Origin of the sequence: Caballeronia cordobensis, assembly GCF_001544575.2 — a bacterium.
Lineage (GTDB): Bacteria > Pseudomonadota > Gammaproteobacteria > Burkholderiales > Burkholderiaceae > Caballeronia > Caballeronia cordobensis.
Genome location: NZ_FCNY02000009.1, coordinates 132,571 through 154,001, shown reverse-complemented (window position 1 = coordinate 154,001; position 21,431 = coordinate 132,571). Strand labels below are relative to the sequence as shown.

The window sequence follows — 21,431 nt, the reverse complement described above, 5'->3', positions numbered from 1 at the left end:
GCGGGGGGCATTCGAGTTGGCTGTCCTTCGAATCGGCGAGCGGAAACGAGACGCTCGCCGTTCGGCTCCCGGCATCGTTCGGGCCGCTTTTTTCCTCCCTTCCCCCTCCCGCCTCGGCGCCTGCCGCCAAAACCCGCCATATAGACGCAATAATTTCCGGTTATAACCGCGGATGGCTAAAAAAAGGCGTATTGGTATGACCGCATTGGCCTAAAGTAGATATCCCGATTCCGTGAGCGAGCATGAAGATGGCCGTACCGCAACGCGCCGCCGACGTGCGCACCCCAGGGATTCTGTTCGCGGCCGCCCGTGAGGCCGGCGCGAGCCTGGTGCGCAATCTGTCCATTCCGGCGCCGTTCTCCGACGCCGCGCTGGAGGCGCAGTTCCTCGAAGACCACAGTCAGCGCTTTTGCGCGTTCCGGCGCGCATCGACGCTGCTCGCGCTCGCCATATGGACATGCTTTCTCTGGTGGGACCTGAGCTTCGCGCGCGGCAACCAGGCGCTCGACTCGCGCCTGCCGGCCATCCTCGCGCTGCGCTTCGCGGGCATCGCGCTGCTGTTTTTCGTCGGCGTGCTGGTGCTCCGGCCGTCGTTCCGCTCGCACGCGAGCTCGCAGCGCATCATTCTCACGGGCATCTACGGGCTCTTGTGCCTGATCCTCGCGATGGTCGCGATCACGCCCGCGCCTTATAACTACACGCAGCATTTCATCGGCCTGTGTCTCGCGCTGTTCTTCCAGTTCAGCTTCTTCTACCTGCGCTCGCGCGTCGCGCTGACCGCGGGGGTGATCACGCTGGCGTCGATCGTGCTGCTGCAGGTCGCCATCCATCTGCTCAACACGGAAGACTTCCTCGCCGGCGTCTTCTATATGTTCAACGTCGTGGTCGTGGGGCACGGCGTCTGCACGCACGCCGAGCGCGTGTCGCGCGAACGCTATAGCTCGGAGCGCGCGCTCGCGTCGCTCAACGACGAATTGCGCGCGGCGAACGTCTCGCTCGGCCGCAAGAACCGCGAGCTGGAAGTGTCGAAGAAGGATCAGGAGAACAAGACCAACGCGCTGCTCGCCCTGCGCGAGCAGCAGATGATCGCCGCGCAGACCGCGAGCCGCGAGAAGTCCAACTTCCTCGCCGCCGCGACCCACGATCTGCGCCAGCCGATGCACGCGCTGAACCTGTTCCTGCAGGCGGCCGCCGAAGCCATCCGCAACGGCGAGTTCGATCAGGCCGAGCGGCTCATCAACGAATGCGGACGCTCGTCCGTGATCCTCGCGCGCCTCTTGAACGCCGTGCTCGATCTGTCGCGGCTGGAATCGGGCCGCGTCGTGCCGCGCTATCACGTATTCGACGTGCGCAGCATCGTCGAGGAAGCCGCCGAGCAGTTGCGCCCGTTCGCGACGAGCCGGGGCGTCGAATTGCGGCTGCGGCTGCCGAAGGAAGACGTCGTCTGCGTGAGGAGCGACGCGCACTGGCTCGGGCGCGCGGTCGCCAATCTCGTGTCGAACGGCATCAAGTACGCGGATACGAGCAAGACGTCGAAGCCGACGGTCATCATCGGCGTGGTGCGTTCGGCCACGCGCGCGCGCATCGACGTGCTGGACAACGGCATCGGCATTCCCGCCGATTATTTCGACGCGATCTTCCAGCCGTTCTTTCAGGTCGACAATCCCGAGCAGGACCGCGACAAGGGGCTCGGCCTGGGGCTGTCGATCGTCAATGCGGTCGTGTCGATGCTGGATCAGCACCGCATCGAGCTCAAGTCCACCGAAGGGCGCGGCTCGCGTTTCTCGCTGGAAATGCCGCTGTGCGGGCCGTCGCTCGACACGCCGTCGGCACGCGCGCCGGCGCGTTCCGAAGCCGCCGAGGCCGCGCAGCTCAGCGGCCGCTACGTGCTGCTCGTGGAAGACGACGGCCTCGTGCGCGCGTCCACCGAAGCGCTGCTGTCGCAATGGGGCGTGCTCTACGACTCCGCCGCGACCTTCGAGGAATACGAGGAGATTCTCGCGACGATCGAGCGCTTCCCCGATCTCATCATCACCGACTACCGGCTGCGTGACTTCAAGACGGCGCGCGAAGTCGCGATGCTGAGCGCGCGCAAGCTCGGGCGGCCCTGCCCCTGCCTCGTCGTGACGGGCGAGCCGGCCGCGACGATCGTGCCGCTCGCGTGCGACCACGACGTGCTGTCGAAGCCCGTGAGCCCCGCCGAACTGCGCCGCGAAATGGTGACGCTGATCGCCGGAGAGTGCGCGGTGACTGCGGCATGACGAAGCACCGGATCATCTACGACACCGATCCCGGCATCGACGACGCCATCGCGCTCGTGTTTCTGGCGCGGCATCCGGACATCGAGTTCGTCGGCATCACGAGCGTGTTTGGCAACGCCGATATCGACACCACGACCCGCAATGCGCGCTATCTCGCCTCGCGTTTCGCGCCGCGCGTGCCGGTCGCGCGCGGCGCGGCGGCGCCGCTGAAAGGCCTGCCGCCGGTGCCGATCTCGCACATCCACGGCAACGACGCGCTCGGCGACATCGAGCGCATCGGGCATGTGGACAAGCCCGAAGACGGCCGCGCGGCGCATCGCTTCATCATCGACGCGGTGCGGGCGTATCCGGGCGAAATCACGCTGCTCGCGGTCGGGCCGATGACCAATCTCGCGCTCGCCTTGCAGGACGCGCCGGAGATCGCACAGCGCGTGCGCGAAGTCGTCGTGATGGGCGGCGCGTTCGGCATCCACGGCACGCTCGGCAACGCGACGCCCGCCGCCGAAGCGAACATGCACGCCGACCCGGACGCCGCCGATATCGTGTTCGGCGCGCCGTGGAACGTGTCGATCGTGGGTCTGGACGTCACGCACGAAACCGTCATGACGACCGCGTTTCTGGCCGCGCTGCGCGACCGCGCGGGCGACGCGGGCCGTTTCGTGTGGGACGTGTCGCGCTTCTACGAACGCTTTCATGCCGCCGACGGCATGAGCCGGGGCATCTACGCGCACGATTATTCGGCGGCGGCGTTCATCGTCGCGCGCGCGCTTTACACGACGCGGCGCGGCCCGGTGCGCGTGCTGACCGATGGCATCGCCGCGGGCCTCACGATACAAAAGCCCGCCTCGATGCGCACGGATTCGCCCGCGCCCGGCTGGGACACGCGCCCGGCGTGCGACGCGTGCATCGGCGTGGATGCGGACGCGGTGCTCGAACTCTTCGCGAAAACGCTATCGAGCTAGGCGCGCGCCGAGCCACGCGCGCAGCGCCTCGACTTCCTCCATGCAAACCGAATGCGGCATTGGATACGCGTGCCATTCGACATCGCAGCCCTGCTGGCGCGCGAATTCCACCGCCTGCTCGCCGAGACTCACGTTCAGCACGTCGTCGAAGGTGCCGTGGGCGGCGAAGATCGGGATCGAGCGGTTGGCTTCGCTGAGCGATTCATCGACGAGGCCTTCGGACGGAATGTAGCCCGACAGCACGATCAGCCCCGCGAGCTTCTCGGGATGCGTGAGGCCCGCGTGATAGGTCATCGCGCCGCCCTGCGAGAAGCCGGCGACGAATATGCGTTCGCTCGGAATGCCGCGCGCGTTCTGCTCCTGGATGAGCGCGCGCACGCGGGCCACCGAAGCCACGATGCCCGCCTCGTCCACGCGGCGATTGATGCCCTCGAAGGAGAGGATGTCGTACCACGCGCGCATCACGTAGCCGTTGTTCGCCGTGACGGCGATTTCCGGCGCGTTCGGAAACACGAAGCGGATGGCGGGCGCATCGGCGAGACGCAGTTCGGGCACGAGCGGCACGAAGTCGTTGGCGTCGGCGCCGAGGCCGTGCATCAGGATCACGGCGAACTCGGGGTCCGGCGCGGTTTCGATCTCGATGGTCGAAGGTTGATCGGTCATTGCCCGTCACTCCTTTTCAGATGATGGGAACGAGAATCTGCACGATGCCGACGATCGACAACAGCCACACGAGCGAGCGCACGAACGGCACGCCCGCCGCGTAGAGCGGCACGTACACGAGGCGCGCGACGAAATACGTGAGCGCGCCGTAATGGGTCATCGGATTCTCGCGCCCGGTCACATGCACGATCAGCACCGCGACGGCGAAAATCGGCAGCGTCTCGAACAGGTTGGCCTGCGCGCGCATCAGCCGGCCGGAAAGCCGGCCGGGCGGCGGCGTCGCGGCGTCGCGCGGGCCGGCCTGATATTTGAGGCCGACTTCGCGGTTGCGCACCACGGCAGGGAGCAACACTTGCACCAGCGCGAGCACGAGCGTCCACGCCAGCATCTTCAGTTCGAAACTCATGGCGCCTCCATCGGCCTGTGCACGCGTCGGGTCGCGCCCATGATGCCATCACGGGCCGTGAGCGTGTAGTCTTGAAACAATCCGTCTCTTCCCCTTATTCCATGCTCGCGATCACGCTCCGTCTCTCGCCCGGCGACGATCTGCGCGCCGCGCTCGATCTCGCTTTCCGCGAACGCGCGCTCACCGCCGCGTATGTGCTGCAAGGCATCGGCAGCCTGAGCGTCGCGCGGATTCGCTACGCGGGCCGCGACGACGCATCCGAATGGCGCGGCGACCTCGAAATCCTGACGCTCGCGGGCACGCTCTCCGCGCAGGGGCCGCATCTGCACATGAGCATTGCCGATGCCGATGGCCGCGTGCGCGGCGGCCATGTCGCGCCGGGCTGCATCGTGCGCACGACGGCGGAGATCGTCGTCGCGAATCTGCCCGGCGAGCGCTACACGCGGGAGCACGACGCCGCCACGGGTTTCGCCGAGCTCGTCATCCGGGCAACGTGACGGCGAGCGGCGGCGTGGCGCCGTCCAGCGCCAGTTCGTGCCGCGCGATCTGTTCGAACGCCCCGCTCGTCTCCGAGTAATCCCAGCGCTCGACCAGGGTTTGCCGCGCGCCGCCCGCGGACGCGTCATGGCGGATCACGTTGACCGAATTGTCGATGGTCCCGCGCGTGCGCGACGACAGCGCCGTGCCCGCCTGCACCGCCCACATGCGGCGCGCGAGGCCCGCGAAGGTATCGTGCAGCGGCAGTACGTAAGGAAGATGAATGTGCCCGCCGAGAATCAGGTCCGCGCCCGCGCGCGCCCAGCGCTGCACCGCGCGCTCGCGGTTATGCAGCAGATTTTTCTCGTCCTGCGCGCGCGTGACGGCCACCGGCTGGTGCGTGACGACCACGCGCAATTGCGCCGCGCTCGCCGCATCGAGACGCGCGGCGACACGCCTGATCTGCTGCATCGACACTTCGCCGTTCTTGTGGCGGTACGCCCGCGTCGTGTTCACGCCGAGCACGAGCAGGTCCGGCGACTCGAACGCGGGTTCCAGCTCCGCGCCGAACACGCGTTGATGATTCGCGTACGGATAGCACAGCCGCGCAAGCGGGTTGAAGAGCGGAATGTCGTGATTGCCGGGGACGACGAGCGTCGGCGTCGCGCCGAGCGCATCGACGAACGCGCGTGCCGCCGCGAACTGCGACCTGCGCGCGCGCTGCGTGATATCGCCCGACAGCACGACGAGATCGGGCGCGAGCGCATCGGCGAGACGCAGCAGCGCCGCGACGACGAGCGGCCGTTCGGTGCCGAAATGGGTATCGGAAATCTGCAGCAGCACGGTCATGAGCGATTTGCTTGCGCCGCCTCCGGCTCGGGCTTGAGCAGCCATAGCGGCTTGTCGGAAACGCGGAATTCTAGCGGCATCGGCAGCCTCGCAATCTCGCCATCCGTCGCGATCTTGATCCTTTTCCGCTTCTTCGACGGATGCATCACCGTGATGCGCCCGAACGTGAAGCTCACGACGTGATCCGAATCGGACAGCCGTCCCGCCGCGCCATGCAGCGAAAGCCACAGATGCATGAGGCGTCCCACCGGACGCGGCGCAATGGCCACGAGCAAACCCTGTTCCAGCGCGTGCGCCTCGTCCGGCATGCCGATCTGCTCCATCTGCAGCCGGTTGTTGCCGACAAAGAGCGTGGACGAGCGGATCTCGGTCGTGCGGCCGTCGTGATCGATATGCAGGCGCAGGTGCCGGTGCGGCTTGAGCAGCGTCGAGAGCGCCGACCACAGCGCGACGAGCCGGCTGCGGCCGAATTGCCGCTTGTAGATTTCGCGGTCTTCGAGCAGCCGCGGATAAAGGCCGAGGCTTGCGTTGACGAGAAACATGCGCTCGTTGACGAAGCCCACCTGCACGGCCCAGGCGCGCGCGTTGATCAGGAGTTTCGTCGATTCTTCGGGGTCGGCGGGAATGCCGTGATCGCGGCTGAAATAGTTGAAGGTGCCGCGCGGCAGGACCGCGAACGGACAGCCCGCCTCATGCGCGGCATGGGCGACGGCGCACAGCGTGCCGTCGCCGCCCGCGCCGACGAGCACGCCGTTTTGCGCGCATGCCTCCGCCGCCGCTTCGCGCGCGACACTCGCGAGGCGGCGTGGATCGTCCACGATACGCAGCGCGAAACGCCGGCCCACCGCGCCGAGTTCGCGTTCGAGCACGGCGCGCGTCGCGTCGGACTGGCCGCGGCCCGAGCCCGCGTTCATCACGATGAAGAACGGCGCGTCGGCGGCGAGCGTGCGCGCGGGTTCGGCGAATGCAGCGGACGTGGCGGATGTGGCGGATGTAGCGGCTGGAGTCATCGGCGGCGCTCCTTCGATTGCCCGCGTGCGGTCACACGCCGGGCCGGACCCGCGCATGCGCAGGCCGGGCCCACGCGTGCACGCGCTTGCCGATTATAACGAAAGGCTTACAACCACAGCGCCCGCCGGACGCGCCACACGCGCCGATGCTTACGTGTGCTCGCCGCGAATGTAGTACTCCAGTTGCTGGATGGTGAACTGCTGCTCGGAAATGATGTTTTTCACCAGATCGCCGATGGAGATCATGCCGACGAGCTTGCCGTCGTCGATCACCGGCAGATGGCGCATGCGCTTGTCGGTCATGAGCGCCATGCAGTCGTCGGTGGTTTGATCGGGGCGCACGTAGCGCACCTGCGAGGTCATGATGTCGCGCACGGGCGTCTGTTTCGACGCGCGGTCCATCAGGACGACTTTGCGCGCATAGTCGCGCTCGGTCATGATGCCCACGATCTCGTCGCCTTCCGTGACGATCACCGCGCCAATGTGTTTGTCGGCCATCAGCTTGATTGCATCGAAGACCGACGCCGTTGCGGCAACCGTATAGACCGTCTGGTCGGGTTTCGAATTCAGAACCTGTGCGACTGTTGCCATCGAGCGCCTCCGTTGTATGCGGGAAACGTTGTTGCGCCTCTTCGACGGATTGTGCTGCAGCGTCGAGCGTAAAGCCTCGCGCCCCATGCCTTCATCGGCATTAACCCGACCATTCGAAAAAGTATAGATCAACGCGGTGACGTGCAAGTGCGGCGCGCGCCGCGTTTCTTCGCGCCCGCCGCTTCCCGCGCGCCTTCAGTTTCGTCGATTAATGCCGCTAATCAGGCATCCGGCGGAAAGTATCCGCCAGAAGGCAGACACACGACGGCAACGCGGAGCGACGCACCGCTTAGAGGGAGAACGAGGTGAGCAGTTCACAACAGGATATCGAGCAGCGCGTGCGGCTCGCGGGCAGCAACATGTTCGAATTGCTCCTGTTCAGGCTCGGCGAGGCGCCGGGCTCCGAGCAGCGGGAGCTTTACGGCATCAACGTGTTCAAGGTGCGCGAGATTCTCGCCATGCCGACGATCACGGCGGTCGCCGGATCGAACGAAGAAATTCTCGGCGTCGCGGATATCCGCGGGCAGATCATTCCGGTGATCGATCTCGCGCGCATCACCGGCTGCCGGCCGAAGAACGGTCCGAAGATTCTGCTCGTCACCGAATTCGCGCGCACGACGCAAGGCTTCGCGGTCGAGGAAGTCGACGATATCGTGCGGCTCGAATGGAATCAGGTGCTTTCGGCGGAATCGCACTCGGGCGGCAAGACCGTAACGAGCTTCGCGCGTCTGGACGGCAATGTCGATGGTTCGCGGCTCGCGCAGGTGCTCGATGTCGAGCGCATCGTGCGCGATGTGCTGCCGTCGCGGGAAAGCGACATCACCGAAGCGAACACCGGCCGCCTGCAACTGAAGCCCGGCGCGCGCGTGCTGGCGGCGGACGATTCGGGCGTCGCGCGGGCGCTCATCGAGCAGAGCCTCACCGCGATGGGCGTGCCCTTCGTGATGACGAAAACCGGTCAGGAAGCGTGGGACGTGCTGGAAGCGGCGCTGCGCAAGGCGCAGAAGGAAGGCACCGAAGTCGCGGATCACATCGCGCTCGTGCTCACGGATCTGGAAATGCCGGAAATGGACGGCTTCACGCTCACGCGCCGCATCAAGGCGGAGACGGGGCTGATGCACATTCCGGTGGTGATTCACTCGTCGCTGTCGGGATCGGCCAACGAGCAGCATGTGCGCAAGGTCGGCGCGAATGCGTATGTGTCGAAGTTCGAGGCGTCGGAACTCGCGAACGTGATGCGCGGCGCGCTTGCCGCCTGAAACGGCATCGGCGCCCGGAACGAAGACCTTGTGAGTCTGCGTTCCGGACGCCGAAGCAGTCTTTCAGCCGATGCGCCCGGCGGATGAGCCGGGCCAGGCCGAACCGGTTATTGACCGAAGAAGACCGATTGCGCCTTGTTGGCCGATTGCGTGCGGTTGCCCGATTGCGCGACGTTGTCACGCGAGCCACCGAAAGCCGTCGAGTTCACGGCGTTTGCGTTTTGTTCCGCGGCGATCGTCTGCGCGCTCGGGCCTTGCTGCGACGACGGCGCGCCGACAGCCGGACGGTAGAACGGCGCCGGGCCGTAGCCGCTCGCGAAAGCGGGTGCGGCGAGCGAGGCGGAAGCGGCGATCAGAAGGGTAGCGATAAGATTGCGTTTCATGGTGTGCTCCAAAGACGGTTTGACGTTCAATCAGAAAGCGCCGCAGCGGTCTTGCGAGAAACTGTCTGCTACGTCGATGAAGCGCAGTGTATACCCCTACTATCGCTTTTTTATCTCCATTAATTTCAATTCAGTTTTCGTTGTGGGCCAACAATCGCTGGCGGCACGATCGTGCTGAATTTCGCGTGCGGCTTGCTACGCGGGCGTTTCGGCGGATCTTAGGCTGAACGGCGCGAGCGCGCCGTTTGTCGGGGGCGGAACAATTATTTCGCGCACGAGCGTGCCAGGCGTTTGAAACGCCGACGAGGTCAGTGAATCAGCCGACGAATCAGATCGACGAGCGCGGTCGGCGGATTGCCTTTCTGGCAGTAGCCGTCGAATCCCGAATGCAGCCCCTCCACGCGCACGATTTCCTCGCCGAGCGCGGTAAACGCGATGATCACCGCGTCGCGCGTGCGGCCGATCCGGCGCAGCACGCGCGCGGTCGCGTAGCCATCGTGCTCGGGCATGGTGATGTCGAGAATGACGACGTGCGGCACCCAGACGTCGATCGCGCGCAGCGCATCGACGCCGGACAGGGCGAAGCGCGTGTCGCAGCCGTCGGAGGCGAGCGCAGCCGAAAGCGCTTCGGCGCTGGAGGCGTTGTCATCGACGACGAGCATGCGCCACTGTTCGTGGTTGACGTCGACGCTACGGTTCGTCCACAGCGCGCAGTGAGGGGAATGCAGAGTGACGGGCATGGGCAGGGGACGAAAGCACACGCTCGCGCCGCAGCACGTTTCGCGCCTGCCTTCCCGGCCCGTTCAGGCGTCGCTGTCTTTCTTGCTCTTGCGACGCTTGGGCGCCGCCGCTTCGCTTTCGCTTTCACTTTCTCGCAGACGCGCGTTCGCTTCGACGAGCGAGGCCGCGTCGCGCTGGCGCAACGCGAGATCGAGTTCGCCGAGCGCGCCCACGAGCGCTGCCTGCTCCGTCTCGTCGAGCGGGACCGCGCCGCCGGACACGCGCCGCGCTTCCTTGTCGAGCCGCTTGAAAAGCTTGGCGCCGAAGCGCGTATCGATGGCGCCCTCGCGCGCAAGCCCGGCGATCACCGACGCGAGCCGGATGAGGCCTCCCGCCGTGGTTTGCGTCGCCCCGTCCAGATCGTCTCGGTCTTCCACTGCCTTCTCCCCATGTTGGCACCCGCGCACTGCGAGCGCAGCGAAAGCGCCCGGTTTGCGTGGCGCGATGATACGCCGACAATATGACAGTCATATTTGCGTGCGCCGGCGCGTTCGGGTTCATCGTTTCGATCCCGTACACGCGTTACGATCGCGATTCGGGGCGCGACCGGTGGCACACTAGCGCGTGGCAGCGCGAATGTCCGAAGTATCGGCCTTTGCGCCGCGCGCAGAAATGCCGATCTACCAGAATGCCAACAGAACGCCCGCATGAATCCCGCTACCTTGCAAAGACCGCCTTACGGCTCTGATTTTTCCGGCCTCGTCTGCGGCTATCGATTTCATGTCGATCATCCCGGCGAGCCGATCGACGCCGAAGCCGCGAGTCAATGGCTCGCGCGCGACGACACGAGCAAGGAATTCGTGTGGCTGCATTTCGATCTCGCGAACAGTTCGTGCGAGCGCTGGATGCGCGGGCGTCTCGGTCTGCCCGACGCGTTCTTCGACACCCTCAACGAAGGCTCGCACTCGACGCGTATCGAGCATCAGGAAGGCGCGCTTTTCGCTGTCATCAACGACGTGATGTTCAACTTCGAGCTGACGCCTTCGGAGATCGCGACGCTCTGGGTGTACACGCATCAGAAGCTGATCGTGACGGCGCGCCTCAAGCCGCTGCGTTCCGTCGATTCGCTGCGCGAGTCGGTCAAGCGCGGCGAAGTGTTCCGCTCCCCCGCCGAATTGCTCGCGCACCTGCTGCGCGACCAGGCGGACCTGCTCGTGCATATCGTGCGGCGCACGAGCGTCGAGGTCGATGGCATCGAGGACCGGTTCCTTTCGATGCGCGGCGCGACGATGCGCACCGACCTCGGCGGCCTGCGGCGCGTGCTCGTGCGGCTTCAGCGTCTGCTCGCGCCCGAACCGGGCTCGGTGTTCCGGCTGCTCGCGCGGCCGCCGCGCTGGCTGCATTCGCAGGACATTCAGGATCTGCGCGACGCGACCGAAGAGTTTTCGCTCGTGCTCAACGATCTCGCGGGACTCGTCGAACGCATCAAGCTGCTGCAGGAAGAGGTGTCGACGCGGCTCGGCGAGCAAAGCAACCGCACGCTGTTCACGCTGACGCTCGTGACCGTGCTCGCGCTGCCGATCAACATTGTCGCGGGCTTTTTCGGCATGAACGTGGGCGGCATTCCGTTCGCGGAGAATCATCACGGTTTCTGGCTGCTCGTCGTGATCGTCGCCACGTTCACCGCGCTCGCCGGATGGTGGGCGTTCCGCCGCCGTCGCGACATCTAGGCACGGGCGCGGCGGCCACGCCTGGCCGCCCGCCGCGTTCGAGGCCCTTGCGTCAGAACCCCAGATCGCTCAGGCTCGCATGATCGTCGGGCCGGCGGCCGAGCGGCCAGTGATACTTGCGGTCCGCTTCCTTGATCGGCAGATCGTTGATCGACGCGTGGCGATGCGTCATCAGCCCTGCTTCGTTGAATTCCCAGTTTTCGTTGCCGAAGCTGCGATACCAGTTGTTCGCATCGTCGTGCCATTCGTAGGCGAAGCGCACCGCGATGCGGTTGCCCTCGTACGCCCACAACTCCTTGATGAGCCGATAGTCGAGTTCGCGCGCCCACTTGCGCCGCAGGAACGCGACGACTTCCTCACGCCCGTTCGCGAATTCCGCGCGATTGCGCCAGCGCGTGTCCACACTGTAGGCGAGCGAGACGCGTTCGGGCTCGCGCGTGTTCCAGGCGTCTTCGGCGAGACGGACTTTCAGCTTGGCGGATTCTTCATCGAATGGCGGGAACGGCGGCTTGGATTCCATGAGTGGCCTCTTTTTGAGCAAGGAGAGTGGTAGACAGGTCCGTCTACCCGATGCACTCTAGCGCAGGTAGACGAACCTGTCTACAATCGGCTGCATGATCCAACCCACTGCACTTCCCGATGCCGCCGGCCTCGCGCCGGACGCGCGTATCCTCCTTACCGCTCACGATCTTTTTTATCGCGATGGCATTCGCGCCACAGGCGTAGATCGCGTCATCGCCGAATCGGGCGTCGCGAAGAAAACGTTCTATCGATATTTTCCGAGCAAGGACGATCTGATCGTCGCATTTCTCGACTTCCGCCACGACAACTGGATGACGTGGTTCCGCGCGGCGCTGAAGCGCCACGGCGGCACGCTCAACGCGCTCGTGCCGGCGCTCGCGGAATGGTTCGGCGACGAAAACTATCGCGGCTGCGCGTTCATCAATTCGGTCGTGGAAGTCGGCGCGACGCTGCCGCAGGCGGTCGATATCTCGCGGCGTCACAAACGCGACATGACGGCGGCCATCCGCGCGCTCATGCCGGCGTCGCGCAGCGCGAAGCCGGATGCGCAGGCACTCGCGCTGGCCGTGGACGGCGCGATCGTCGCGGCGCAATTCGCGGAGTCGCCCGCGGAGGCGCTGAAGGCGCTCGCGCGGGTGGTGCGGGCCATCAAGCGCGCGTCCGAAGCCTGAAATCAGCGTGCAACGTCGGCGCCCTGCGACAGCATCGAACTCACTTGCGCGATATCGCCGGAACCGAGCGTCGCGGCATCCGCTTTCAGCTTGAGCAGCGCGACGATCGCGTCGTAGCGCGAGCGCATGAAGTCGCGCTGCGTCGAGTACAGCGTGTCGAGCGCGCGCAGCACGTCGAGACTCGTGCGGCTGCCCACCTTGTAGCCGATCTCCGTCGCGGAAAGCGTATCGCGCGACGAACGAATAAGCCGCCCGAGCGATTCGCTCCGTGCGCGCTCGCGGGCATAACGCGCGTGATCGTCGCGGGCGGCGGCCTCCGCGTCTCGCATGGCTGTCGTCATGCCCTCTTGCGCCTTGTCTTCGAGCGCGAGCGTTTGCCTGAGGCGCGCCTGAATCTCGCCGCCCGAAAAGAGCGGAATCATGACGGACAGCATGCCCGTGGTGGTGGTCGTGGGCCGCGCATAACCGGATGCCGCGCCCGCCGGCGTGTACGATCCCGTGACGTTGACGACCGGATAGTGCGCCGCGCGCACCTTCTTCGACTCCATCTTGGCGATTTCCCACTCCAGTTGTTTCGCCTGCACCGTGAAACCGCTGCTTCTCGCCTGATCCGCCCAGACATCGACACCCTCGCCCGCAAGCGGGGGCAGCGGGGCAGTCGGCGGCAGCGCGGCGAGCCGTGAGAAAGGGCGTCCGCTGACCTGCTCCACCGCGCGCCGCTTCGCCGCAAGATCCTGCTCGGCATTCAGCCGCTGTAATTGCGCCTGTTCGCGCGCGACGCCGGCTTCCTGTACGTCGATCACGGTCGTCTCGCCTGCTGCGCGCTTGCGGCGGATCACGTCGAGCTGAGCGTCGATGGCGGCAAGATAGTCGTTCGTGCGCTTGAGTTCGTCTTCGGCGGACAAGGCCTCGAAATACGCGACGATCGCGCGCAGCATCGCGGCCTGCCGTGCGTCAGCAAGCCCGACGGCGCCTTGCGCCACGACAAAATCGGCCTGCTGGTACGCGGTCCATTTGGTCCAGTCGAAGATGGGCTGCGAAATGTTCACCATCCAGCCGCTTTGCCAATACGTCTGCCGCGGGAATTCCTCGACATCGATCCGGTTATAGGCGCGCCCCCATCCGCCCGAAATCTGCGGCAAAAGCGCGGCCCGGGCGATCGGCACGGCCTGTTTCGACGCCTCGTAGTTCGCGCGCGCCTGCGCGATTTGCGAGTCGTATTCGAGCGTCTGCTCGACGACCGCCGCGAGATCTTCGGCGCGCGCGCAGGTCGCGATCAGCAGGCAGCCGGCCATGCTCCATGCTGTGAGAGAACGGTTACGCATCGACGTAGTCCCGTGTTTCGAGCGCTTCGTTTTCCGCGTCGCGCACGAACGCGCCGTCGATGAGCCGATAGCGGACATCGAATGTCGATGCGAGTGACATGTCGTGCGAGATGACCACGACCGTACGGTCGATCTTCTGCAGCAGGCGTGCGATATGCTGCACCGACGCCGGGTCCAGGTTCGACGTCGGCTCGTCCAGCATCAGCACTTCGCGCTGCTGATAGAGCGCGCGCGCGAGCAGCAGCCGCTGGCGCTGTCCGGCGGAGATGTTGGCGATCGTGTCGCTGATGACGGTGCGCGTGCGCATGGGCAGGCGCATGACGTCGTCGAGCAGGCCGACCTGCTCAAGCAGGCGGTGCACGCGGTCTTCGTCGACATGGCCGGCGAACATGGTCACGTTGTCCGCAATCGAGCCGTGCAGAATGATGTCGCCCTGGCGCATGTGCGCGGCGTGACGGCGGATCTCGTCGACGGAAAGATTCGGCCACGCGATGCCATTCAGCGCGATATGCCCTTCCTGAAGCGGCTCGGCCGCGGACAGCAGTTTGAAAAGCGTCGACTTGCCGCTCCCGGACGGTCCCGTGATGACGATCTTGTCGCCCTTGCGGATATCGAGGCTCGCGTTTCGGAGAACGGGCTGATCGGAAATGCCATAGCTGAACGACACGTTGCGCACCTGGATGTGCTCGAAGTTGCGCACTTCGGTTGCGCGTTGACTATCGGCGAGCGGCGTATAGCGCTCGTTTTCAGTCGCGACAATATCGTCCAGGCGCCCAACCGGCACGCTCAACATGAAATACTGGAACATCGCATTGATCGACCGCGCGAAGCGGTCCGACATCAGCGACTTGTAGATCAGGAATGAATAGAAGACGCCGACCGATATCTTGCCCCCCAGCATGAGCCGCGCCGCGAGCCAGGTGATCAGAAGCGTGTCGCCATACTGGACGAGCTTGAGGATCGCATCGCGCACGAAGCCGAGGCGGCGGTTTTGCAGAAGCGCCGCCATGTAGACCTTGAACTTCGTCATGTAGATGGCCGTGCGCCGCACTTCGCCCTGCGCGAGCTTGAGCAGCGAGGCCGCGCGGATCGTTTCGATGAGCGCATCGTCGCAGCGCGCCGATGTCTCCATGACGAGCGCATGCGTGTCGCGCATCGCGGCGAACATGCTGAGCGAGAACGCGACATAGACGACGAACACGAGTAGCGCGACGCCCGTGAGCGGGCGGCTCTGGATCAGCATCAGCACAAGCGCGAGCGCGCCGACGACCACGTCGATGCACAGCGAAATCGTGCTGCGCGTCGCAAAGGTGCTGACTTCGTCCTGCGCCTTGACCCGCGCAAACACGTCGCCGACATGGCGCTTTTCGAACCACGACATCGGATTGCGCAGCAGATGACCGATCAACCCTTCCGTCGAATTGATTTGCGCGAGGCCGTAGATCAGTTCCGTCAGGTAGGTTTGCACATACTGACTCGTCGCGCCGACGAGAAAAATGCTGCCGAACGTCATCACGAGCACGTTGAGCAGATTGCGATTGTCCGCCGCGACCACGTAGTCGAGCACGAGATTGCCGAAGTACGGCATGGCGAGAATCGCGAACTCGCAACCGAGCGACACGAACAGCACCTTCGCGATCTGCGCCTTCAGTCGCGGATTGAGCGCCCGCACGCGCGCGAGCGCCGCCGGCACGCGCGATTTCGCCTTGACGCGCGGCATGTCCGGCGTCGGCGCGAATTCGAGCAGGAAGCCGGAAATCGCCTGCATGAACGTGTCCATCGACACGCGCCGCCGCCCCGTCGCCGGATCGATGATGCGCACATAGCCGCGCGACACCTTTTCGAAGAGCACGAAATGCGCGCCGCCGAAATGCAGCAAAGAGCCCTTCTTGACGTTCGACAGCTCGGAAACGTCGAAACGATAAGCCTGCACGGACAAGCCGAAATCGATGGCGACGTCGTACAGGTCCATCAGCGACAACCCGTTCGCCGAAATCGGCTTGTAGGCGGACAGTTCACGGACTTCCGTAGCGCGACCGAAGTGACTCAGCACCATCGCGAGACATGCATAGCCGCATTCCGCGACTTCGTTTTGATAGATCACCCGCATCATCAGCCTCTCAACACGCGGAACAAGGGAGCAAGCACCCATTGGGCGATCGTTCTGCGCTCGACGACGACGCTCGCCGTCGCGCGCATGCCGGGCAGAATGGCGAAGTGCTGGCCTTCGAAGTCGAAGGTTTTGCCGCGCAGCGTCGCCCAGGCCATGTAGTCGCCGTCGGTGGTTGTCTTGTCCTTGTCGTCGCTATTCATCGAACTGACTGTGGTGCCGGAGATCGCGTCGATGCGCGCCTCGTACGTGCCGAATTTCACGTAAGGGAAAGCATCGAACTTGAGCCGCACAGTCTGGCCCTCGCGCACGAAGCCCCTGCGTCGCGATGGAATCAGCAGCGCGGCGCGCAGCGGCCCTTTGTCGTCGGTTGCGATCACGAGAGGCACTTCGCTCTTGTCCAATACGCGTCCCGCGACGAGACTCGAGAATGTAACCACGCCCGCCTGCGGCGCTGAAACGGTTGCCGCCTGCCGCGCCTGCTCGAAGCGCGTGCGCACGTCCTGCACGTCGCGCGCGTGCTGCGCGTCGAGTTCGCGCAACTGGGCGTCGATCGCCGCCTGCGTGCTTTGCGATGTGCCGACTTCGCCTTCGAGTTGCTGACGCCGCGCCACGCCCTGCGCACTGCTTACCTTGCTCTGGAGTACCTCCGCCCTCGCCTGCTCGATCTTGTCGGCGGTAACGTAATCCGTTACCGATTCGAGCCGCGACAAGCGCTTTTCACTCTCTCCTGTGATCAGGCGGTTCTGCGCGATCTGCTCATCGAGCGCGCCCAGTTCCGCGCGGCGGCTCGCGGCGGTCACGAGTGCGCCCTGGCGCTGCGCGTTGAGCTGGATGCGGCGTTCGCCGTACTGCGCGTCGATCGCGCGAATCTGGGCATCGCGCATCTGCTCATCAAATTCGTCGCGACGGCGTCCATCGGCCGATAAGGACAGGTCGCGCTCAAGCCGGAACAGCGGGCTGCCGGCTTCCACGCGCTGCGACGGATGCACGTAGATCGCCGATACCAGCCCTGTCAGGCCTCGGATCTTCACTTCCGACGGCGAGACGATTTCGCACGGGACGTCCTGCTTCAGCTCGATCTCATGCATGAAACCGAATGCGATCGCCGCGACCACGATTGCCGATGTCGTGTACATGATCCATCGCCAACGTACATCTTTAAATTCTGGAAAATCAACCGGTTCCATCAAATTGACCTTGGCCGGTAGCGCCCCGGAACACGTTGCGCTGCCGGCAGTATTGCCTCATGAATTGCTGCGTATGCCTGCGAAGCGGGCGATGCCCTCAGCGCGCGGGAGCAAACGCGTACATCGCGGGATGTCCGGCGGGAAGCCATTGCTCATAGTTGTCGATGAGCGCGGACTGGATGTAGCCTGCCAATTGCTGCGGCGCGCCTTCAGCGCCGAGCGCAAGGCAATCCAATATCTTCGCCTCGAAGCGACCGTCAGCGAAACGCAGAAAGAACGGTAGCAGCAACGCGTCGAACTTGGCGCCCGTGCGAAACACGCCGTTGTGGATGCGCGCGTTCTTCCCGAACATGGATACGTCGACGGTTTCCATCGGATAACGATGCATGCTGGCCGGCGGAACGTCCGAGAACAGGACCGCAACGCCATCGCGCTTGAGCGACCGGGCTACACGCACACCCAGACCGTGCCGGTTCGCATCCCCGTAGGTGTAAAGCACGTTGATGCCCGGTATCAAGGCGTGGTCATCGCCATACTGATTGCGAGGCACGCCCGATACGACTGCCAGTGACGCGATGCCGAGCAGCGCGCCGACGCGTTCGACGACATAGATGTTCGCGTACTGCGATACGAAGTGAAACGGCGACAGGAAGACCGGGCGGCCGGGGTACTCGCGCCGCAGATTCGTGATTCGCGCGGCGAGGGTTCGTGCGATTGCTTCCAGGTCTGGCCAGGATTCGCCGCCTCTTATTGCTCGTCCGAAATAGATTCGCTGGTCGATCAGTTTTTCGAGTTGCTGTGCACGTCTGGAGCGGAGAACTTGGGCGCGCGGCAAACCAAGCACGTCGCGACCGATTTCCGCGCGAGTGACCCCGTTGGCGCGCGATCGGATATTGAAAACCCCACCGATGATCCAATTGACTTCGGAGATGGGCTCCAGCATGCGAGCCGGAATGCGGCCGATTACAGCGCGCCGTACGCGGAAGCGCTGCCGCGCGAGCCATCGCCTGAGCAGGGAAGACACTGCTGCCATTTGGGGAGTGAGATTTAGGAAAAGAGCTGTTGCTTAGGAGTTGGAAACGCCGCGAGACGCATACACCTTGAAATACGCTGGGTCGCTGCGGTTTGCGAACTCATATAAGAGTCAAACGCCTCAATGGCCCCGCATCGGGGCATCGAGGCGAAACAGACACTGACGCGTTACGGCGGCGTCTGAAGTTGAACTAGCCGCCAGAAATCGTCACAGTTACGCTATTCGTGGCATTCGACGTCGAACTGGAACTTGTCTTGGTACCACCTGCAACCTTCGCTTGCGCCAAAACGGCGCGATCAATCTTGATCATATAATCACCTTAACTTTGGAGAAAAGAAGAGCGTTAAGCATCCCCGGCACCCCGACCGGGGCACCGAGGCGGACCGTATAACGGGAAATCCGTAGGGCCCAAGGGAGTCTCAAAGCTTAGGGGTTCGGCTTGTTGACATAGATGACCACCGTATTCGTGGCAGTAGCCCTCGCAGCATTGGCCTTGCAGCCACCGGCGAGATTGGCCTGCACAAGTTCAGCGCGTTCGATTTTTTGCATGATGTCCCTTTAGACTGATTAGCTACCGATCGTGATATTCACGGTATTCGTCGCAGTAGACGACGAATAAGAGCCGCCCTTCGTGCCACCCGCGAGATTAGCTTGCACAAGAGCAGCGCGTTCGATTTTTTGCATGATTCTTTCCAGGTTTGATTAAAGTAAATGTTCTCCCGGAGTGTCTCCGAGAGGACCCGGCCTGGCGCCCGAACGAGCCGCAGTCTGATTTTATAATCGTCAGCACACCTGACTTCGTTCGACGCGGTCGACTAATTCTCATCGACCCTCGGCCTTACTTGGTATGCGCATCCAAGTAGGGACATATTACGATCCAAACCCTTTTTATCGTACGCGAAATTTCCTAAATCGATGACTAGATCCATCGATTAGATTCAACTAGAATCTGGGATTCGCATTTATTATTGCTTTAATGCAGCAATGAGGTCCGACCGATAAGATCTGGAGCGCGATGCGCGGCCGTTCGCGCCATATTTCGCGTAGCGAATTGAGTCTTTCTTCGGCGATCAAAACAGGTCAGTGCCAAGCCGAAGCCGAATGCAGCGGGCCAATAAGATGATTGGCTTGGGCCCCTGACGAGGGAGCATGGCAAAGGGAACGGTTTCCTTCAGAACAGAGCGCTCTTCGGAAGAAACGCAGCAGTGGTACCTGCTGGACTGCTCAGCGAGGGTGTCGGAACAGATGGCCCGTGAAATGAAGCTAACGTCAACTGAAACGCAGCACTCTTGGCGACGGCTGGCCTGTGATTGGCCAGCCGCAGAGACATTAGTCAGAGCCCAATCAATGTTGCGACGGTATGACGCCTCCGTCGTGATCGTTGTTGCTGCTCTTGATGGTGATGTTGACGGTGTTGGATGCAGACGAATAGCTGCTAGAACCCTTCGCCTGGCCACCCGAAACCTGTGCTTGAGCCAACTCGGCACGATCGATGATTTTCATAGTACTCCTATTAGTTAAATTAGCGACTTCGTGTCATCGCCACAAGATTTTAATCAAAGTGACGCTCTATGAATAGATCGCTATTAGTTGTAGGTGAAGTTAACTGTCGCAGATGCCGTTACTGAGCCGGCGGTCATCGTACCTAGACGGTAAAATTGCGCGACCATCGGAATAGTCATACTGCCAGATGCATCGACTACACCCAAACTCAACGCAGAACCCAATGCGATCGGCGTTCCCGTTGTGTCGCCAGCTTTCGCTGCGTGAAGAACCTGCACACCTACCTGCGCGGCGCTGCCTGTATTCTTAAGCACACTCGTCACGGTGTCCGACGTCCCGCTCACCGTCATACCCACGTTCGTATTGCTCGCACAATTGATCAGATCGAGGTTGAAGGCGGTTGCGTTCAACGTTGAACCGACCGCAGTGAAATCCGTCGTTCTCGCCGTTTTGAGATCGATGGATTTAGTAACGGAGTTCGGATCGATGGTACATGTCGGAAGCGTGATCGTCCCGGTGAACGTGAGTGTCGCGTCGGCGGCATACGCGGAAGTCACGCCTAGGCACAGGCATGTGGCGAGAATGACATGCGACGGTTTCATTCTTGTTTTCTCCTTGATTGGTTGGCACATCGTTTTCAAGTCTCGATAGCAGTGACTATGTTTCAAAGATAGGTCATCGTGACGGTCATAGTCGTATTGGCGGGCCCAGTCGTTAAGGTGCCCGTGCGGTAGTAGCGCGCCGTGAGCGGTATTGTGTAATTGCCGCCAGCAGTACTGTTGAAACCGCTGAGGGTCTGATTCACACCCAAGGGAAATACAGCGCCGGTACTATCGAACAGTTGAATGCCGACGCCGCCGGCAGACGGATTCCCGCTCAATGCGGCTACGTTGCTGAATCCGGGAACGGTCCCATTCGATGGATCTATCTTGTACTGAATGCTGTTTATCAGCCCCACCTGAGTACCGGGCACCGCGGTCCCACCCGGACAGTTCTTCAAACCGATGTTGAACGCGGCCGGGTTGTTCGAAAGCGAGCCGACAGATGGAAGATCAGGGCCGTGGATCCCCATGGGAATTTCGACGTCTGGCGTTTGACACGTCAGCACCGTTATTACAACTGGCGTGATGCTGTAATCGACCCCCGGCGGATCTGAAACAAGTGAGCCTGACGAAAAAGTTGAAACTCCCGTGAAAACGCGAGCCGAGGAGACAACTCCGCCGGACACTGTGCCGGGTGTGATGTCGCCCGTCTTGACCAACGCGACGATCAGCTGCCCCCCTAACCCATAGTTGGTGCCACTCGCGTTGTTCACCGACCAGAAGGAATACGGAGCGGGATTCGCATTACCCTTGCCATTCGCCTTCGCATATCCGCCCATGGCGATACCAACTCCAGGGACGTTAGTAGAGTACACAGGGAAGTCTATACCGTTGTACTTAACCGTCATCCCGATTGGAGCTACGGTGATCATCCCCGCGTACCAAAAAGAAATCCCTACGTAGGTCGAACTGGAAGTGCAGGTGAATATGTTCTGGTTATTAATTGAAGACACCCAGTTGGTCAGCATGGTACCGACCGGGAGATCTCTTGCCACCGCGACCGATGCCGGAAGCTGCAATGTGACCGGTGAGCCCGTCGCATTGCACGACCACGCCGCCCACGCGCTGGCTGGCAACAACGACAGTACCGCCAGACAGCACGCAAGGCGTCGCACCGTCGATGAGAACACGTATTTCAATAGGTTCATGACTTTCCTTGATACG

Annotated in this window: 23 protein-coding genes; 6 read left to right on the top strand and 17 right to left on the bottom strand. The window is 63.2% G+C overall.

What is annotated here, in order from left to right; translation table 11 throughout:
* Positions 1-242: 242 nt before the first annotated feature.
* Both AWB70_RS18915 and AWB70_RS18910 read left to right on the top strand, forming a co-directional pair.
* The gene (locus tag AWB70_RS18915) at positions 243-2,261 is read left to right on the top strand and encodes a hybrid sensor histidine kinase/response regulator (protein WP_233408728.1); all 2,019 of its coding nucleotides are present in this window, start codon (positions 243-245) and stop codon (positions 2,259-2,261) included.
* Positions 2,258-3,223, top strand: a complete 966-nt coding sequence (locus AWB70_RS18910; RefSeq protein ID WP_053569556.1) for a nucleoside hydrolase — start codon at positions 2,258-2,260, stop codon at positions 3,221-3,223. The genes AWB70_RS18915 and AWB70_RS18910 overlap by 4 nt, the downstream gene beginning before the upstream one ends.
* Here AWB70_RS18910 and AWB70_RS18905 read toward each other — a convergent pair.
* Both AWB70_RS18905 and AWB70_RS18900 read right to left on the bottom strand, forming a co-directional pair.
* Positions 3,212-3,886 (bottom strand): alpha/beta hydrolase, encoded by a 675-nt coding sequence (locus AWB70_RS18905; protein ID WP_014251049.1) that lies wholly within the window; start codon positions 3,884-3,886, stop codon positions 3,212-3,214. The two genes, AWB70_RS18910 and AWB70_RS18905, sit on opposite strands and share 12 nt — an antisense overlap.
* A gap of 16 nt (positions 3,887-3,902) precedes the next feature.
* Positions 3,903-4,292 (bottom strand): MAPEG family protein, encoded by a 390-nt coding sequence (locus AWB70_RS18900; RefSeq protein WP_014251050.1) that lies wholly within the window; start codon positions 4,290-4,292, stop codon positions 3,903-3,905.
* 101 nt (positions 4,293-4,393) lie between these two features.
* On the opposite strand from AWB70_RS18900, the gene AWB70_RS18895 reads away from it, so the two are divergent.
* Positions 4,394-4,789 carry a PPC domain-containing DNA-binding protein gene (locus AWB70_RS18895; RefSeq protein ID WP_053569557.1) on the top strand — a complete coding sequence of 132 codons (396 nt, stop codon included), beginning with the start codon at positions 4,394-4,396 and terminating at the stop codon, positions 4,787-4,789.
* Here AWB70_RS18895 and AWB70_RS18890 read toward each other — a convergent pair.
* The 3 genes from AWB70_RS18890 to AWB70_RS18880 all read right to left on the bottom strand — a co-directional run bounded on the left by AWB70_RS18890 (position 4,773) and on the right by AWB70_RS18880 (position 7,219).
* Positions 4,773-5,618: a metallophosphoesterase family protein gene (locus tag AWB70_RS18890; RefSeq protein ID WP_053569558.1), complete on the bottom strand. Its 846-nt coding sequence runs from the start codon at positions 5,616-5,618 to the stop codon at positions 4,773-4,775. The two genes, AWB70_RS18895 and AWB70_RS18890, sit on opposite strands and share 17 nt — an antisense overlap.
* A complete protein-coding gene (locus AWB70_RS18885; RefSeq protein WP_082378105.1) occupies positions 5,615-6,628 on the bottom strand; it encodes a diacylglycerol/lipid kinase family protein in 1,014 nt (337 codons plus the stop codon). Before AWB70_RS18885 ends, AWB70_RS18890 begins: the two co-directional genes overlap by 4 nt.
* Before the next feature lie 150 nt (positions 6,629-6,778).
* Positions 6,779-7,219, bottom strand: a complete 441-nt coding sequence (locus AWB70_RS18880; protein WP_014251054.1) for a CBS domain-containing protein — start codon at positions 7,217-7,219, stop codon at positions 6,779-6,781.
* A 305-nt stretch (positions 7,220-7,524) separates the two neighbouring features.
* On the opposite strand from AWB70_RS18880, the gene AWB70_RS18875 reads away from it, so the two are divergent.
* Complete coding sequence (locus AWB70_RS18875; RefSeq protein WP_014251055.1) at positions 7,525-8,478, top strand: chemotaxis protein; 954 nt, start codon at positions 7,525-7,527, stop codon at positions 8,476-8,478.
* A 107-nt stretch (positions 8,479-8,585) separates the two neighbouring features.
* Here the strand turns inward: AWB70_RS18875 and AWB70_RS18870 are convergent, their stop codons facing one another.
* The 3 genes from AWB70_RS18870 to AWB70_RS18860 form a co-directional block, all read right to left on the bottom strand.
* A complete protein-coding gene (locus AWB70_RS18870; protein ID WP_053569559.1) occupies positions 8,586-8,861 on the bottom strand; it encodes a hypothetical protein in 276 nt (91 codons plus the stop codon).
* A gap of 308 nt (positions 8,862-9,169) precedes the next feature.
* Entirely contained in the window at positions 9,170-9,601 is a 432-nt protein-coding gene (locus AWB70_RS18865) for a response regulator (protein WP_053569560.1), read from the bottom strand.
* A 63-nt stretch (positions 9,602-9,664) separates the two neighbouring features.
* Positions 9,665-10,018 carry a hypothetical protein gene (locus tag AWB70_RS18860; protein ID WP_014251058.1) on the bottom strand — a complete coding sequence of 118 codons (354 nt, stop codon included), beginning with the start codon at positions 10,016-10,018 and terminating at the stop codon, positions 9,665-9,667.
* 270 nt (positions 10,019-10,288) lie between these two features.
* On the opposite strand from AWB70_RS18860, the gene AWB70_RS18855 reads away from it, so the two are divergent.
* Entirely contained in the window at positions 10,289-11,311 is a 1,023-nt protein-coding gene (locus AWB70_RS18855; RefSeq protein WP_045454623.1) for a transporter, read from the top strand.
* 52 nt (positions 11,312-11,363) lie between these two features.
* On the opposite strand, the gene AWB70_RS18850 is transcribed toward AWB70_RS18855, so the two are convergent.
* Positions 11,364-11,831 carry a nuclear transport factor 2 family protein gene (locus AWB70_RS18850; RefSeq protein ID WP_014251060.1) on the bottom strand — a complete coding sequence of 156 codons (468 nt, stop codon included), beginning with the start codon at positions 11,829-11,831 and terminating at the stop codon, positions 11,364-11,366.
* A 94-nt stretch (positions 11,832-11,925) separates the two neighbouring features.
* On the opposite strand from AWB70_RS18850, the gene AWB70_RS18845 reads away from it, so the two are divergent.
* On the top strand, positions 11,926-12,504 hold the full coding sequence (locus AWB70_RS18845) for a TetR/AcrR family transcriptional regulator (RefSeq protein WP_053569561.1): 579 nt from the start codon (positions 11,926-11,928) through the stop codon (positions 12,502-12,504).
* A 2-nt stretch (positions 12,505-12,506) separates the two neighbouring features.
* Here the strand turns inward: AWB70_RS18845 and AWB70_RS18840 are convergent, their stop codons facing one another.
* The 8 genes from AWB70_RS18840 to AWB70_RS18815 form a co-directional block, all read right to left on the bottom strand.
* On the bottom strand, positions 12,507-13,829 hold the full coding sequence (locus AWB70_RS18840; RefSeq protein WP_053569562.1) for a TolC family outer membrane protein: 1,323 nt from the start codon (positions 13,827-13,829) through the stop codon (positions 12,507-12,509).
* Positions 13,822-15,939 (bottom strand): peptidase domain-containing ABC transporter, encoded by a 2,118-nt coding sequence (locus AWB70_RS18835; RefSeq protein WP_053569861.1) that lies wholly within the window; start codon positions 15,937-15,939, stop codon positions 13,822-13,824. Before AWB70_RS18835 ends, AWB70_RS18840 begins: the two co-directional genes overlap by 8 nt.
* Positions 15,940-15,941: 2 nt before the next feature.
* On the bottom strand, positions 15,942-17,129 hold the full coding sequence (locus AWB70_RS18830; RefSeq protein ID WP_053569563.1) for a beta-barrel domain-containing protein: 1,188 nt from the start codon (positions 17,127-17,129) through the stop codon (positions 15,942-15,944).
* Between the two features lie 97 nt (positions 17,130-17,226).
* A complete protein-coding gene (locus AWB70_RS18825) occupies positions 17,227-18,072 on the bottom strand; it encodes a lysophospholipid acyltransferase family protein (RefSeq protein ID WP_235024289.1) in 846 nt (281 codons plus the stop codon).
* Positions 18,073-18,588: 516 nt separating this feature from the next.
* Positions 18,589-18,711, bottom strand: a complete 123-nt coding sequence (locus tag AWB70_RS39545) for a hypothetical protein (protein ID WP_268760579.1) — start codon at positions 18,709-18,711, stop codon at positions 18,589-18,591.
* Between the two features lie 795 nt (positions 18,712-19,506).
* A complete protein-coding gene (locus AWB70_RS38770; RefSeq protein WP_159680259.1) occupies positions 19,507-19,665 on the bottom strand; it encodes a hypothetical protein in 159 nt (52 codons plus the stop codon).
* Between the two features lie 83 nt (positions 19,666-19,748).
* Positions 19,749-20,267: a fimbrial protein gene (locus AWB70_RS18820; protein ID WP_053569565.1), complete on the bottom strand. Its 519-nt coding sequence runs from the start codon at positions 20,265-20,267 to the stop codon at positions 19,749-19,751.
* 62 nt (positions 20,268-20,329) lie between these two features.
* A complete protein-coding gene (locus tag AWB70_RS18815) occupies positions 20,330-21,415 on the bottom strand; it encodes a fimbrial protein (RefSeq protein ID WP_053569566.1) in 1,086 nt (361 codons plus the stop codon).
* Between the last annotated feature and the right edge of the window lie 16 nt (positions 21,416-21,431).